This is a genomic window from Alteraurantiacibacter aestuarii, from assembly GCF_009827405.1.
GTDB classification, from domain to species: Bacteria; Pseudomonadota; Alphaproteobacteria; order Sphingomonadales; family Sphingomonadaceae; genus Alteraurantiacibacter; species Alteraurantiacibacter aestuarii.
Genome location: NZ_WTYY01000002.1, coordinates 313,850 through 327,986 on the forward strand (window position 1 = coordinate 313,850; position 14,137 = coordinate 327,986).

Here is a 14,137-nt window from a genome sequence, read left to right on the forward strand (position 1 = left end):
ATGGCTGGAAAGTCTCTTGATCCCGCGCTAAGGCAGAATCCATGAGGTCGCGCAGCATTCCATTCACCGGCAGTATCACTGGCAGGATCATTGGCACTCTGTTCGCGCTGGGTGCCAGCCTGCTTGCGGCAGGCTGCGCTACGCCGCAGGAATATCCCAGTCTGGCCGTGCGCGATATGGAGCGATTCTCCGGCAGCATGCTGCCAGCGCCCGTATTCACCCCCGCCCCCACAGCTCCCGCCACGCTGGCGCAGCTTGCCAGCCTGACAGAGACCGCACGCACCGCCCATGCAGGCTTCCTCACCGCCGTGCAGACCGCACGATCGCGTGTGCAGCCCGCACGCGGCGCAGCGGTGGGCAGCGAAAGCTGGTCCGTGGCCCAGGTCGCGCTGGCTGATCTGGAATCAAAACGCAGCAATGCGCTGATCGCGCTCGCCGATATTGATCGCTTGTATGTCGATGCCGCGGTTGAGGGCGGTGAAATTGCGCGCATTGGTGCGGCCCGCGACGATATTTCCGCTCTTGTCGATGAACAGAACCAGCTGATCGCAGGCCTGGTGGATTCGCTTAATTCATGAATCTGGCATGCGAGACATGCCCGGTGCGCGACAGGGCAGCGTGCGCAGTCCTGAATGACGGGGCCCGGGACGACCTTGCCCGATCGGGACGCACACGCAAGCTAAGGCGCGGGGATATACTTTTCTCCAGGGGCGAGGAGGATGCCGCCTGCGCCATGCTGGTTTCGGGCGCGCTGAAGATCGCCACCTTCGACACCGAGGGTAACGAGCACATTCTGGCGCTGGTTCATCCCTCCGGCTTCATCGGTGAATTGTTTGCCCCGTTTGCCACCTACGATGTGGTGGCGCTGACGGACAGCGAACTGTGCGTGTTTCCGCGCAGCGAGATGTTGCAGGCGCTCGATGAGAATCCCAAACTCGCCAAGGCATTGCTGCGCAGGACCGAAGAGGAATTGCGACGCAGCCGGAAATTGCTGGAACTGAGCGGCCGCTCCAGCGCGATCGGCCGAGTCGCGAGTCTGATTCGCGGCATGGCCGATGCTGCCAGCAAGACATCGTGCCATATGGCGCAGAAATTCGACCTGCCGCTGACGCGCGGAGAAATGGCCAATATGCTGGGGTTGACCATCGAAACCGTCAGCCGCAGCCTGACCAGGCTGGAGCGCGAAGGGATTCTGCGGCGGAATGGTGTGCGCGGGATCGAATTAATCGACCCCGCGCAGTTGGGACTTATGGGCTGAACCGGTCGTCGCGTGAAAGTTCAGCTCACTATAGCGGCAATGGTCACAACCGCCACGCCCCAGATCAGGACCAATACAGGGAGGATCAATACCTGCACTGATGCCTGAGCTGCTGAATTATGACCGGAAATCGTCGTGATTCCGTCCTGCTGGAAACGCGCCCAGCTCTTCGCCCTGACGGGTGACTGAGGGGCCAGCTTCGTCCAGATCGTCGGGATTCCGAAACCGGCGATGATGAGGAAGATAATCACTCCCATCGGCAGGATCAGACCGGGATTGCCAAAGCAAAGACCGGTGACGAGCATGAAAGACAGGTAGCAACCCACGGTGGCGATATAGAGGCCGCGGGGCAGTTCGAAACTGCGATCCACGATGGTGGGCCGGTGCGCGGCAGGCATCGCGGTATGCACGATGGCATGCTGGGCAATCGTTTCGCGGCTGAGTTTCTCGACCATCTCTCACTCCTGTCTCTTCCAAAACAAGAATGATGCATTGCCTCGCGAACTACCTTGATCGCGGTCAAAACGGTAAATCTATTGCGCCCAGCGCGCCAGATCGTCGTGGTCCTGCTCGCGCGGTTCGATCCAGTGCCAGCCATCGGCGCGCTTTTCACGCTTCCAGAACCAGCTGTCCGATTTCAGATGATCCATCGCGAAATCGACCGCTTCGATGGCTTCGCGGCGATGCTTCGCGGCGGCAGAAACCAGCACGATCGGCTCCCCCACGTGCATCACGCCGGAGCGATGGACGATCAGCATGCCCATCAGGTCAAACCGCTCAATCGCGGAATCGGCCAGTTTCTCCATGCCCGGCAGGGTCAGCCTTTCGTAGTGCAGCAGTTCCAGCGCTTCCACGCCGCTGTCACCGCGCACTTCGCCCACAAAGGTGCACACGCCGCCAAGGCCGGGATGGGCATTGGTGAACGGCCCCACGAATTGTCCGGGATTGAACGGCTGGGTCAGCAGCCTGACATCACGCGCCATGGTCAGCCGCCGCTGACAGGGGGCAGCAAGGCGACCTCGTCCCCGTCCACAGCGGACAGGGAGGTCTTGTCGGCCAGCACCTGCCCATTCACCGCGATGCGGGTGCGATCCTGCTTCACGGCATCGGCCAGCGGCCCCTGCAATTCATCGCACAGGCCCTGCCAGTCGAGCGGTCCCTCGAGCTGCTTGTCACTGACACCGGCCAGATCGGCCAGCTTGCCCAGGAAAACGAGTGTCACAGCCATCGCGGCCCCCTCAACATCAGCCGCCGGTCATCGACATGTGGCGCGGCTGCGCAGGGCCAGATCCGGCCTCTATGCGGAAGTGGTGCTTCTCCGGCTTGATCCGCATTGCCTCATCCAGCGCCAGAGCAAGCTGCTCATCGGGCGAATCGGAACGCAGGGCCGCGCGCAGATCAACCTTCTCCGCGCCGCCAAGGCAGGCAAACAACTCGCCCGTGGCGGTCACGCGGATACGGTTGCAGGTGGCGCAGAAATTATTGGTCAGCGGAGTGATGAAGCCCAGCCGCCCGCCGCCGGTTTCACGAATGCGGACATAGCGCGCCGGGCCGCCGGTATCGTCCTTCACGTCTTCCAGCGTCCACATCGCCTCCAGCCGGTCCCGAATGACCGGCAGCGGCAGGTAGTGATCCACACGCTCGCCATCGACCTCGCCCAGCGGCATGACTTCGATCAGCGTCATGTCATGACCGTTGGCATGCGCCCATTCGACCAGGAAGGGGATCTCCTCCTCGTTGATGCCCTTGAGTGCCACCGTGTTGATCTTGACCTTCAGGCCCGCTTCCCTGGCGGCGGCGATGCCTTGCAGCACCTTCACCAGCCGGTCGCGGCGGGAAAGCTGCTCGAACAGCACCGAATCCATCGTATCGAGGCTGACATTGATGCGTTTGACGCCCGCTGCGGCAATATCGTCGGCAAATTCTGCCAGCCGCGTGCCATTGGTGGTGAGCGTGAGTTCTTCCAGACCATCGCCCAGCTTGCGGCCCAGCGCCTGAATCAGCTGGATCACATCGCGGCGGACCAGCGGCTCCCCGCCGGTCAGGCGGATCTTGGTGATGCCGCGATCAATGAAGGCGAGGCCGAGCTTGTGCAGCTCCTCCAGGCTGAGAACATCCTTCTTGGGCAGGAAGGTCATCATCTCTGGCATGCAATAGGTGCAGCGCAGATCGCAGCGATCCGTCACCGACAGGCGCAGATAGGAAATCCGGCGGTTGAAGCCATCGACCAGGGGGGTGGAACAACTCATCGCCTGCCTATCTAGTCCACCTGAGCCGCAATTGCATCCACTTGCAGGATTTGCCCGGTCACACCCGGCGCGCCGGTCAGATAGTCCACCGCCTGGGCAACCGCAGCATCATCGCCGCCGGCAATGGCGTTGACCCGGCCGGGTGCCGCCTCGCGCGCCAGATCCTGGATCGCGGCGATGCGCCATTGGCTGTGCGTGTGGTCGGCATCGGGGAATATCACCACCGCGGCCAGTTCCTCGCCATCGTCCACCGCAATATCCGCCCACATGCCTTGCCGGGCGAACAGATCCCGCACTTGCGGGGCCAGATCGCGGTGGAACAGGGCGGCTGAGTCCAACGGGCTGGCGGGCCATTGCACAGCGCGCAGATCGAATTCCACCATCAGCGGCGATCGCGCGTCAGAGTGATGCCGATCTGCTCATCCGCCTCGCTCAGCGCCAGCTTGACGATCTTGACGCTCACCTGCTCGACTCGGCTGTCCTGCAGGAACAGCGTTTCGCAAACGTGGTCGGCCACCGCCTCGATCAGCTTGTAATGCGTGTCACCCAGCGCTTCCGAACAGGCGAATTTCAGGTCCATGTAATTCTTCGACGCATCGAGCGGGGTATCCGCGTCATAATGGTCTGCCACCTTGAATTTCACCTGCACGGTGAACTTCAGCGGCTGCGGCTGGCCGGTCTCTTCGGAATAGATGCCCGTATGGATATCATGCACGAAGTCGGCGAGTTCGAGGATGAGGCTATCTGCCATGCGCGCCCCACTGGCACCACCCCGGCCAATTGGCAAGAAAGCATGGCCTTCACCGCCATTAGCCGGTGTTGACTGACAGCCGCGGATATGACCAATTTGCCGCCAGAGATCGAGGGGAGAAGTGATTATGGCAACGCTACCTGCAAGCACTGGTTCGCGCTGGGTCAAATGGATCGGCGCATTCGCATTGGGCGGTGCAATACTTGCGGTGCTGATCGCCGTGACCTCGCTCACCCTCGCTCGCTATGACATGATCGACAAGCTGAGCGGCTTCATCGGTTTCATGATGCTGCTCAACCCGGCGCGCGCGCTGGCGGTGATCGCCGCCATCGGCCTGCTGCTGGCTTTCGTGCGCAAGACCGGCCCCAAGTGGCAATCCGCCACTGCGCTGGTGCTTTCGGGCGGCCTGCTGGTGGTGATCTATTACGCCGTGATCCTGCCCGCCGGGGAAGCCCCGCCGCTGCATGACATCACCACCGATGTGGACGATCCGCCGCAGTTCCAGACGCTGGAACTGCGCGCCGACAATCTGATTCCGTTCCAGAGCGAGGAAGAATGGCGCGCCGCGCACCGCACCGGATATCCCGATATCGGCCCGGTGGTGATCGACAAGAGCCCCAGCGAAGTGCTCGCCAATGCCCGCGCGCTGGCAGAAGGCAATGGCTGGGACATCGCCAGCATCGATATTCCTGCAGGCCACATGGAGGCCACCGCCTATGCCGGCTACCTGCGCTTCAGGGATGACGTGATCGTGGAGGTCACCCCCATCGACGATGGCAGCACCCGCGTGGACATGCGCTCCGTCAGCCGCGTTGGCCTGTCCGATCTTGGCTATAACGCCAAGCGGATCGAAGCCTTCCTGGCCGAATTGCAGACGCTCTAGCCGTCGTTTTTCCAGCGGGCAAAGATGGCGGTGGGCAGCAGCCTGCCGTTGTCCTGCCCGCCCGCACCCTCTTCGCGCACAGCCAGTTCGCCGTGTTCCACCGTGCCCGGAAGACCGGCAAAGGCTTCTGCCAGCAGCCCGCCAATGGCCAGCGATGACATGCGCACGGCATAGACGGTGAGGAAGCAGAAGCGGCTGTCCGCATCCAGCAGCTGGCGGCATTCGCCGATCAGACCGGGCAGGCCTTCCTCCAGCCGCCAGACCTCACCATTGGGGCCGCGTCCGAATTTGGGCGGATCGAGGATGATCCCGTCATATCGCTTCTCTCGCCGCACTTCGCGCGCGGTGAACTTGCCTGCATCGTCGATCAGCCAGCGGATCGGCCGGTCCGTCATCCCGGAAAGCGCCGCATTCTCTCGCGCCTGGGCGACCGACTTCTTGCTCGCATCGACATGGGTCACGGGGCCGCACTGGCTCAGCGCCAGCGATCCGGCACCGGTATAGCCAAACAGGTTGAGCGTGCTGGCATCATCGCGGCCCGCCAGCTGCGCGCGCATCCATTCCCACACCGGGGCCATATCGGGGAAGAAACCCAGGTGGCGGAAGGGCGTGCACTGGGCGGTGAAGCGCACCTCCTGCCAGGACAGCGGCCAGCCTTCGCCGGGCACGCTCTTGCTGAAATGCCAGCGGCCGCCGCCGTCTTCATCCGATCCGGGCACGAATTCGCCATGCGCCTGCCATTCCGGCCCGTCTTCATCGAGCCGCGGCTGCCACATCGCCTGCGGTTCGGGACGGATGAAGCGGAACGGACCATAGCGTTCCAGCTTGCGCCCGTTGCCGCTGTCCACCAGGCCATAATCGGCCCAGGCAGCGCCTTCCATCAGTATCGGCTGGTCAAGGAGATCGGCCATCAGCGCCTCCTATGAACTCGGCGTCGCACGCTCCGCCACGAAGCTGGCAACGGCATCATAATCACCCGGCAGTTCAACCACGGCTTCCTGCCGGTCAAACAGATTGCCGATGCGAGAGGGCAGGTGCGGACGCATGCCCGTGGCCCGTTCCACCGCATCGGGGAACTTGGCCGGATGGGCCGTGGCCAGCGTGACGATCGGCACGCTGGGATCAATGCCGCAGTTGCGCGCGCCGTGCAGGCCGATGGCGGTATGCGGGTCGATCACCTCGCCGCAGTTCTCCGCCGCCCATGCCATCGCCCGGACCATGTCATCACCGTCCGCGCGCACGGAGGTGAACAGCGCCGCTGCCCCTTCGCGCTGGGCATTGGTCAGTTGCATGGCCTTGCTCGCTTCAAACCCGCGCATCTGCTCGGCCAGCGCCTTGCCATCGCGCCCGCCGCAATCGAACAGCAGCCGCTCGAAGTTGGAGGAGACCTGGATATCCATGCTGGGCGCGGCGGTGGGAGTAACCGTTCCGGCCGAGTAATCGCCCGTGGTCAGGGCGCGGTAGAGGATATCGTTAATGTTGGTGGCCACGATCAGCCGCTCTATCGGCAGGCCCATCTGCGCCGCGACATAGCCGGCGAACACATCGCCGAAATTGCCCGTGGGCACGCTGAAGGCAACCTTGCGATCGGGCGCGCCAAGCTGGAGCGCGGCGGCGAAATAATACACCACCTGCGCCATCAGCCGCGCCCAGTTGATGGAATTGACCGCACTGATGCGAAAACGCCCGGTCATGGCATCATCCACGAACATGCGCTTCACCATCGCCTGGGCATCATCGAAGCTGCCTTCGATGGCGATATTGTGCACATTGGGCGCGCGCACGGTGGTCATCTGCCGGCGCTGCACGTCACTGACGCGGCCCTTGGGATGGAGCATGAAGATATCCACCCGCTCCCGCCCGGCGACCGCATCAATGGCGGCGGAACCGGTGTCGCCGCTGGTCGCGCCAACGATGGTCAGGTGGTCCTGATTCTTCTGCAGGAAATGTTCGAACAGGCGGCCCAGCAATTGCAGCGCCACATCCTTGAACGCCAGCGTGGGCCCGTGAAACAGCTCCAGCAGCCAGTGCTGCTGGTCAAACTGCGTCAGCGGGGTCACCGCCTCATGTGCGAAGCGGCCATAGGCGCGCGTGCACAGGTCGCGCAGCTCATCCTCTGTCAGGCTGGGCGTGACGAAGGGCAGCATCACCCGCACCGCCAGCTCAACATAGGACAGGCCGCGCATATCGGCGATCTGCGCCGCAGTGAAGCGCGGCCATTCCCGCGGGACATACAGCCCGCCATCGGAGGCGAGGCCGGCCAGCGTCACCCCTTCGAAATCGAGCGCCTGTGCGCTGCCTCTGGTCGAAATATATTCCATTGCGAAAGCGCGGTTAGCGCCAGCGGCGGCGCAAGGCCAGTATATAGATGACCAGCGCGGTCAGCGCGAAGAAGAACCACTGCCCGGCATAGGCCAGATGGTTGTTGGGCAGGTCGGCAGGATCGGGCGTGGCATTGGGCTCAAGCCCTTCCAGTGGCGGGTCCGCCACGATGCGCCAGCCCCGCTCTCCACCGCGCGCCACGATCCCCTCTACCTGGCCCTGCGTCCATTCGGCCAGTTCGGGATCCCGCGACCATCCAAGGACAAGATCGACCTCCTCTGGCAAAACAGCCGAGGCGGAAGGAGCGCCAGCTTGCGATCCCGTATCCGGACTGCCGGTGGTGCAGGTGACGATATGGGCCCAGCCCGCGACGCCGCGCGCGTTGCGCCCCGAAATGCTCGAAGCGTCACGGCCCTGATCGCAATAGAAGCTTGCCCTGCGAAACAGGGCATCAGGATCGCCGAAATTGCCGAGTACCACCTCGTCATCGGCAATCTGCGCCTGATAACGGGCGATCAGCGCTTCTTTCTCATCCAGCCGCCCCAGCTGCCAGAAGCCCAGCGCGATCATGGTGGCGACGGCGGCCAGCACAATGATGGTGGGAATGATCGGAATCTTGCGCGTCATGACAAGTCACTTCCATCATGGCGCTGTGCACGGGCATGTTCATGCCGGTGTTCAGCCGCATTGCTGCGAAATTCGCGCACCAGCAGCGCCCCCTTGGACAGCCTGAGGCCCGCAACCACCCCGCCCACGATCAACGGCAGCCACAGGACCACGTGCAGCCACCACGGCGGATCGAAGGTCAGTTGCAGCCAAATGGCCAGCCCGACGACTATTGCCCCGACGATCAGCGTCAGGAAGGCCGCTGGCCCGTCCCCCACGTTGAAGCGGGAATAGTCAAGGCCGCAGCCTGTGCAGCGCGGGGCAAATTTGATCGCCCCGTCGAACATCGTCCTGGCTCCGCAGCGCGGGCACAAACCGAAAAGGGCAGCCTCACCTAAAGCGGGCTGCCCTTTGCGAGTGTCTGGAAGGTCAGTCACGAGATCAATGGATCTCTGCGCCCCAACCGCCCCAGACGTAGACGACGATGAACAGGAACAGCCACACCACGTCAACGAAGTGCCAGTACCAGGCTGCGGCCTCAAAGCCGAAGTGCTGGCGCGGGGTGAAGTGGCCCAGATAGGTGCGGCGCAGGCAGACGATCAGGAAGATCGTGCCGACCAGCACATGGAAGCCGTGGAAGCCGGTGGCCATGTAGAAGGCCGAGCCATAGGTGTTGGTGCCGAAGGGGAACGGCGCGTGGCTGTATTCATAGGCCTGGATGCTGGTAAACAGGATGCCCAGGGCAATGGTCAGCCACAGGCCCTTCTTCAGCCCGTCACGGTCGCCGTGGATCAGCGAGTGGTGCGCCCAGGTGACCGTGGTGCCGGAGCACAGCAGGATCAGCGTGTTGAGCAGCGGCAGGTCGAATGCGTCGAGGACGTGCAGGCCTTCCGGCGGGAACTTGGCCAGCATGGCCGCGCCTTCTTCGCCAATCAGGTTGCGCGTCACACCGTCAATTACTTCCAGCGGCGCGGGGAACAGGGCGAAATCGAACCAGCTCCAGAACCAGCCGACGAAGAACATCACTTCCGAAGCGATGAACAGGATCATCCCATAGCGCAGGTGCAGCTGCACAACCGGCGTGTGATCGCCAGCCTGCGCTTCCTTCACGATATTGGAGAACCAGGAAAAGAAAGTGGCAATCAGGCCGGCGACACCAATGCCCAGCACCAGATGCCAGCTGGCCATGTCATGCATGAACAGCACCATGCCGCTGGTAAAGATCAGCGCAGAAGCTGCACCGATCAGAGGCCAGATATCGGGAGCGAGAATGTGATAATCGTGGTTCTTGGCGCCAGCCATGATGTCAGTCCTGATTAGTCGTTTCGTGAAGGCCCTTAAAGCGCGGAAGCCGCAGGGTCCAGAGCCTATCAGTCGGTTATTGCACGGTGGAATGTGTAAGACAGGGTAATCTGTTCCACACCTTCCATGTTCGGATCGTCCAGAGCCTTTGGATCGACGTAGTAAAGCACCGGCATACGGACCTCCTGGCCCGGTTGCAGGGTCTGCTCCGTGAAACAGAAGCACTGGATCTTGTTGAAATAGATTCCGGCCTGCTCAGGCTCCACATTGAAGGTGGCCGTGCCGGTGATCGGTTCGCTGGAATTGTTGCGCGCGGTGTAGGTTGCCATGTCGCGCTGGCCGATGGTGATTGTATCGGTCACCTGAACCGGTTCGAATGTCCACGGCATATCGCTGGCGGTATTGGCATCGAAGCGGATCGAATAGGTCTTTCCGCCCGCGCTTTGCGCCATGCGTGCGGCCAGGTCCGCTTCGGCCTCAGTCGCCACCTGTGTGGTGCCGGCAAAACCGGTGACGCGGCAGAAAAGATTATACAGCGGCACCGCGGCAAAACCCAGGCCCAGCATGGCCAGCGCCATGCCGAACGCCATCAGCATGGTGCGGCGATTGCGGTTATCGAGCGCGCCCGCAGCCATCAGTCACCCATCCTCACGATCGTGATCGCATAGAAAAGCGCGACGAAGCCAAACAGCACCAGTGCGAACACCAGATTGCGGGCCTTGCGCCGGCGGGTGAATTCTTCCTGTTCCTGCGGGGTCATGAGAGGATCATCCTGTCTGCCACCAAAGCGGTGAAAAGCGCGAAAAGATACAGCACCGAATAGGCGAACAGCCGCTTTTCGGGCTTCATGGTATCGCCGGGAACCGAGGTGCGAAAGCCCACGGGCACGGACAGTGCCAGAAACAGGCCGGAAAGTGCCAGCGCCGCAATTCCGTAGATCGCGCCGGTGCCGCCAATTGCCCACGGCGTCAGGCTGATCAGCAGCAGGCCGATGGAATAGGCGAAGATCTGCCTGCGCGTGCTCTTCTCGCCCGCGACCACCGGCATCATCGGAATGCCGACCTTGGCGTAATCCGTCTGCACGAACAGCGCCAGCGCCCAGAAATGCGGTGGGGTCCAGATGAAGATGATGGCAAACAGCAGCAGGGGCATGGCGGTGATATCGCCCGTCACCGCGACCCAGCCGATCAGCGGAGGAAAGGCCCCTGCCCCGCCGCCAATGACGATATTCTGCGGCGTGCGCGGCTTGAGCCACATGGTGTAGACCACGGCGTAATAAACGATCGACACGGCCAGGATGATCGCCGCCAGCCAGTGGATCGCCAGCCCCATCACACCCACGGACGTGCAGGACAGCAGCAGGCCGAAATCGCGCGCATCCTCGCGCCGCATCCTGCCTTGCGGAATCGGGCGCTTGGCGGTGCGCTTCATCCCGGCATCGAGATCGGCCTCCCACCACTGGTTGAGCGTGGCCGCGCCGCCAGCACCCAGCGCAATGCACAGGATTGCGGTGAAGCCGAGAACCGGGTGGATATGGCCGGGAGCTGCCAGCAGGCCGGCAAGCCCGGTAAACACCACCAGGCTCATCACGCGCGGCTTGGTCAGGGCGAAGAAATCGCGCCATTCGGCAGGCATGGTCTGAACAGGGGCGGCGGTTATGGCCATGGCGATTGTCTTTTACGGCTCCAACTCAACGGGAGGTCATTTGCAAGCAGGGGCGCGGTCGTTCCCGTCCGCGCCCCCACCCCTTTTCTTGTACCCCGAACGCGCCGGGGACACTGCGATCAGGCCTTGGCCGGAGCCTGGCTGATGTGATCGTTGGAGGAATGGTGGTCCTCGATCACGGGCAGCGTTTCGAACTGGTGGAACGGCGGCGGGCTGGACAGCGACCACTCAAGCGTGGTGGCGCCTTCGCCCCAGTAATTGGCTTCCGCCTTCTTGCCCGCGATCAGCGCATAAGCGGTGTTCACGAAGAAGATCAGCATGCTGCCCGCCATCACGTAATAGCCCAGGCTGGAAATGTGGTTCCAGTATTCGAAGGCCGGCGTGTAGTCCGGATAGCGGCGCGCCATGCCCTGCAGGCCCAGGAAGTGCTGCGGGAAGAAGATGATGTTCACACCGATGAAGAAGATCCAGAAGTGCAGGTGGGCGAGGAATTCGGAATGCATCCGGCCGCTCATTTTCGGGAACCAGTAATACCAGCCCGCGAACAGCGAGAACACCGCACCCATCGACAGCACATAGTGGAAATGCGCCACCACGTAATAGGTATCGTGCAGGTTGTCGTCGATGCCGCCATTGGCCAGCACAACGCCGGTCACGCCGCCAACGGTGAACAGGAAGATGAAGCCCATCGCCCACACCATCGGTGATTTGAATTCAATCGATCCGCCCCACATGGTGGCGATCCAGCTGAAGATCTTGATGCCGGTGGGCACCGCGATGACCATGGTTGCGGCGGTGAAATACATCTTCGTATTCACGTCCAGGCCCACGGTATACATGTGGTGCGCCCATACGATGAAGCCGACCACGCCGATGGCGACCATGGCATAGGCCATGCCCAGATAGCCGAACACCGGCTTCTTGGAGAAGGTCGCCACGATCTGGCTGATCATGCCGAAGCCCGGCAGGATCATGATGTACACTTCGGGGTGCCCGAAGAACCAGAACAGATGCTGGTACAGGATCGGATCACCGCCACCGGCCGGATCGAAGAAGGTTGTGCCAAAGTTGCGATCGGTCAGCAGCATGGTGATGGCAGCGGCCAGAACCGGCAGCGCCAGCAGCAGCAGGAAGGCAGTGACCAGCACCGACCACACGAACAGCGGCATCTTGTGCAGCGTCATGCCGGGGGCACGCATGTTGAAGATGGTGGTGATGAAATTGGTCGCGCCAAGGATCGAGCCTGCGCCCGCAAGGTGGAGCGAGAAGATCGCGAAATCGACTGCCGGCCCGACAGAGCCGCTGGTCGACAGCGGAGCATAGACGGTCCAGCCCGTGCCCGCGCCATTGCCGACGCCGCCCGGCACGAAGGCCGAGAACATCAGCGAGCAGAAGCCGGCAACCGTCAGCCAGAAGGAGATGTTGTTCATGCGCGGGAAGGCCATGTCCGGCGCGCCGATCATCAGCGGCACGAACCAGTTGCCAAAACCGCCGATCATGGCCGGCATGACCATGAAGAACACCATGATCAGGCCGTGTGCGGTAATCAGCACGTTCCACATGTGCCCATTGGCATCGAAGCTGGCTTCGCCGCCCATGAACTCGACCCACCAGCCCAGCACCTGGATGCCCGGCTGCGCCAGTTCGGCACGCATGATGCCCGATACAATGCCGCCGATGATGCCCGCGAAGATCGCGAAGATCAGGTACAGCGTGCCGATGTCCTTGTGATTGGTGGACATGAACCAGCGCGCGAAAAAGCCTGGCTTGTGATCCGCATCATGTGCGTGATCGTCGTGGTGGGCATCAAAGCCTTCAGCAGTCGTGGCCATATTCGTCTCGGACCTTGGTCTATCGTGTCAAACTTACAAATTCGAATGGCGAAATCAGGATTGCGCCTGAGCCGCGTCGGCTGCGGCAATCTCTTCCGCCGGAACAGCAACTTCTGCTTCGGGCGCCGGAGCTGCCGCCGGTTCAGCCGGTACGGCCGCAACCGCGCCGGGGAGTGTACCGCCCTGGCTCAGCACCCATGCTTCATATTCAGCCACGGGACGCGCTTCGATGGCGATCGGCATATAGCCATGACGCGCACCGCACAGTTCCATGCACTGGCCATAATAGATGCCCGGCTCGTCGATCTGCAGCATCTTTTCATTGATGCGCCCCGGGACGGCATCCATCTTGAACCACAGCGAGGGGACGCCAAAGGCATGGATCACGTCCTTGCCGAAGGTCTGGATACGGATCGGCACGCCAACCGGCACAACCATGCGATTATCCACCGCCAGCTGGTGCGGTTCACCGGAAGACAGCGCATCTTCATCGCTCAGCATGTTGGAAATGACTTCGAAGCCGCCATTGTCCACATATTCATAGCCCCAGTACCACTGGTAGCCATTGGCCTTGATGGTCAGCGCATCTTCGGGCGGGCTCTGATACTGGCGAGCCAGCAGGGTGATGGACGGAACGGCGATCACCAGCAGGATGATGACCGGGATCACCGTCCAGATAATCTCGATCAGCGTGTTGTGGCTGGTCTTGGATGCCACCGGATTACGCGACCTGCGATAGCGCGCCACCACCCACAGCAGCAGGCCCAGCACGAACAGGCTGATCACGGTGATGACCGGCATCAGGATCGCATCGTGCATCCACAGCGCATAATCGCCATTGGCGGTGTGCTGAGGCTGGAAAGTCATCGATGCCAGCATGTCTTCATTGGCCGAAACCGGCTGTCCGACGATCATGTCTGCACCGTAATGTTCAAACGCTGGAGCCGCATCGGCAACAACCGCACCCTCAACCGCTGCATCGGCGGCAACTGCCTCGACAGCCTCGGTCTCCTGCGCGAATCCGGTAACCGGGGCAGTAAGGAATGACACGGCCGCGGCCATAATTACCATGATATGCAGCCGCTTGCGGGCGATCTCGCCGAAATTCATCTGTCCAACGCTTTCCGTTCTGTTGCGGGCGCAATAGGCCCAAATAGCCCCGAGAAAAGGCCTTATCGGGCGGGCCTATACGCCCGCTTGCCCCATGCCTCAAGCGCTTCTAGGGAGATTTTTCACGAACTACCATGCAGGCTTTGGTCCTGTATGCTG

Annotated in this window: 19 protein-coding genes; 3 read left to right on the forward strand and 16 right to left on the reverse strand. The window is 62.1% G+C overall.

Annotation, left to right across the window (positions count from 1 at the left end; translation table 11 throughout):
* Window positions 1-41 precede the first annotated feature (41 nt).
* Window positions 42-578: a hypothetical protein gene (locus GRI32_RS04150; RefSeq protein ID WP_160589869.1), complete on the forward strand. Its 537-nt coding sequence runs from the start codon at window positions 42-44 to the stop codon at window positions 576-578.
* On the forward strand, window positions 575-1,258 hold the full coding sequence (locus GRI32_RS04155) for a Crp/Fnr family transcriptional regulator (protein ID WP_160589870.1): 684 nt from the start codon (window positions 575-577) through the stop codon (window positions 1,256-1,258). The genes GRI32_RS04150 and GRI32_RS04155 overlap by 4 nt, the downstream gene beginning before the upstream one ends.
* Window positions 1,259-1,278: 20 nt before the next feature.
* Here the strand turns inward: GRI32_RS04155 and GRI32_RS04160 are convergent, their stop codons facing one another.
* The 6 genes from GRI32_RS04160 to GRI32_RS04185 all read right to left on the reverse strand — a co-directional run bounded on the left by GRI32_RS04160 (window position 1,279) and on the right by GRI32_RS04185 (window position 4,258).
* Window positions 1,279-1,713, reverse strand: a complete 435-nt coding sequence (locus GRI32_RS04160; RefSeq protein ID WP_160589871.1) for a hypothetical protein — start codon at window positions 1,711-1,713, stop codon at window positions 1,279-1,281.
* Window positions 1,714-1,791: 78 nt separating this feature from the next.
* The gene (locus GRI32_RS04165; protein WP_160589872.1) at window positions 1,792-2,241 is read right to left on the reverse strand and encodes a molybdenum cofactor biosynthesis protein MoaE; all 450 of its coding nucleotides are present in this window, start codon (window positions 2,239-2,241) and stop codon (window positions 1,792-1,794) included.
* Between the two features lie 2 nt (window positions 2,242-2,243).
* Entirely contained in the window at window positions 2,244-2,486 is a 243-nt protein-coding gene (locus GRI32_RS04170) for a MoaD/ThiS family protein (RefSeq protein ID WP_160589873.1), read from the reverse strand.
* Window positions 2,487-2,502: 16 nt separating this feature from the next.
* Window positions 2,503-3,507, reverse strand: coding sequence for a GTP 3',8-cyclase MoaA (gene moaA, locus GRI32_RS04175; protein ID WP_160589874.1), 1,005 nt, complete (start codon window positions 3,505-3,507; stop codon window positions 2,503-2,505).
* A gap of 11 nt (window positions 3,508-3,518) precedes the next feature.
* Window positions 3,519-3,890, reverse strand: a complete 372-nt coding sequence (locus GRI32_RS04180) for a Rossmann fold domain-containing protein (protein WP_160589875.1) — start codon at window positions 3,888-3,890, stop codon at window positions 3,519-3,521.
* Entirely contained in the window at window positions 3,890-4,258 is a 369-nt protein-coding gene (locus GRI32_RS04185; protein WP_160589876.1) for a dihydroneopterin aldolase, read from the reverse strand. Before GRI32_RS04185 ends, GRI32_RS04180 begins: the two co-directional genes overlap by 1 nt.
* Before the next feature lie 127 nt (window positions 4,259-4,385).
* On the opposite strand from GRI32_RS04185, the gene GRI32_RS04190 reads away from it, so the two are divergent.
* The gene (locus tag GRI32_RS04190) at window positions 4,386-5,141 is read left to right on the forward strand and encodes a DUF1499 domain-containing protein (RefSeq protein WP_160589877.1); all 756 of its coding nucleotides are present in this window, start codon (window positions 4,386-4,388) and stop codon (window positions 5,139-5,141) included.
* On the opposite strand, the gene GRI32_RS04195 is transcribed toward GRI32_RS04190, so the two are convergent.
* From GRI32_RS04195 to coxB, 10 genes are all read right to left on the reverse strand, one after another.
* On the reverse strand, window positions 5,138-6,052 hold the full coding sequence (locus GRI32_RS04195) for a class I SAM-dependent methyltransferase (protein ID WP_160589878.1): 915 nt from the start codon (window positions 6,050-6,052) through the stop codon (window positions 5,138-5,140). The genes GRI32_RS04190 and GRI32_RS04195 overlap by 4 nt on opposite strands.
* A 9-nt stretch (window positions 6,053-6,061) precedes the next feature.
* On the reverse strand, window positions 6,062-7,462 hold the full coding sequence (gene thrC, locus GRI32_RS04200; RefSeq protein ID WP_160589879.1) for a threonine synthase: 1,401 nt from the start codon (window positions 7,460-7,462) through the stop codon (window positions 6,062-6,064).
* A gap of 13 nt (window positions 7,463-7,475) precedes the next feature.
* Window positions 7,476-8,090: an SURF1 family protein gene (locus GRI32_RS04205; protein WP_160589880.1), complete on the reverse strand. Its 615-nt coding sequence runs from the start codon at window positions 8,088-8,090 to the stop codon at window positions 7,476-7,478.
* Window positions 8,087-8,416, reverse strand: a complete 330-nt coding sequence (locus GRI32_RS04210) for a DUF983 domain-containing protein (RefSeq protein WP_160589881.1) — start codon at window positions 8,414-8,416, stop codon at window positions 8,087-8,089. Before GRI32_RS04210 ends, GRI32_RS04205 begins: the two co-directional genes overlap by 4 nt.
* Before the next feature lie 94 nt (window positions 8,417-8,510).
* Window positions 8,511-9,371 carry a cytochrome c oxidase subunit 3 gene (locus GRI32_RS04215; protein ID WP_160589882.1) on the reverse strand — a complete coding sequence of 287 codons (861 nt, stop codon included), beginning with the start codon at window positions 9,369-9,371 and terminating at the stop codon, window positions 8,511-8,513.
* Between the two features lie 68 nt (window positions 9,372-9,439).
* On the reverse strand, window positions 9,440-10,006 hold the full coding sequence (locus GRI32_RS04220) for a cytochrome c oxidase assembly protein (protein ID WP_160589883.1): 567 nt from the start codon (window positions 10,004-10,006) through the stop codon (window positions 9,440-9,442).
* Entirely contained in the window at window positions 10,006-10,131 is a 126-nt protein-coding gene (locus GRI32_RS10850; RefSeq protein WP_272916778.1) for a hypothetical protein, read from the reverse strand. The genes GRI32_RS04220 and GRI32_RS10850 overlap by 1 nt, the downstream gene beginning before the upstream one ends.
* Window positions 10,128-11,036 carry a heme o synthase gene (locus GRI32_RS04225; protein WP_160589884.1) on the reverse strand — a complete coding sequence of 303 codons (909 nt, stop codon included), beginning with the start codon at window positions 11,034-11,036 and terminating at the stop codon, window positions 10,128-10,130. The genes GRI32_RS10850 and GRI32_RS04225 overlap by 4 nt, the downstream gene beginning before the upstream one ends.
* Window positions 11,037-11,155: 119 nt before the next feature.
* Window positions 11,156-12,868 (reverse strand): cytochrome c oxidase subunit I, encoded by a 1,713-nt coding sequence (gene ctaD / locus GRI32_RS04230; protein WP_160589885.1) that lies wholly within the window; start codon window positions 12,866-12,868, stop codon window positions 11,156-11,158.
* 54 nt (window positions 12,869-12,922) lie between these two features.
* Window positions 12,923-13,939: a cytochrome c oxidase subunit II gene (gene coxB / locus GRI32_RS04235; protein ID WP_419866761.1), complete on the reverse strand. Its 1,017-nt coding sequence runs from the start codon at window positions 13,937-13,939 to the stop codon at window positions 12,923-12,925.
* Window positions 13,940-14,137 lie beyond the last annotated feature (198 nt).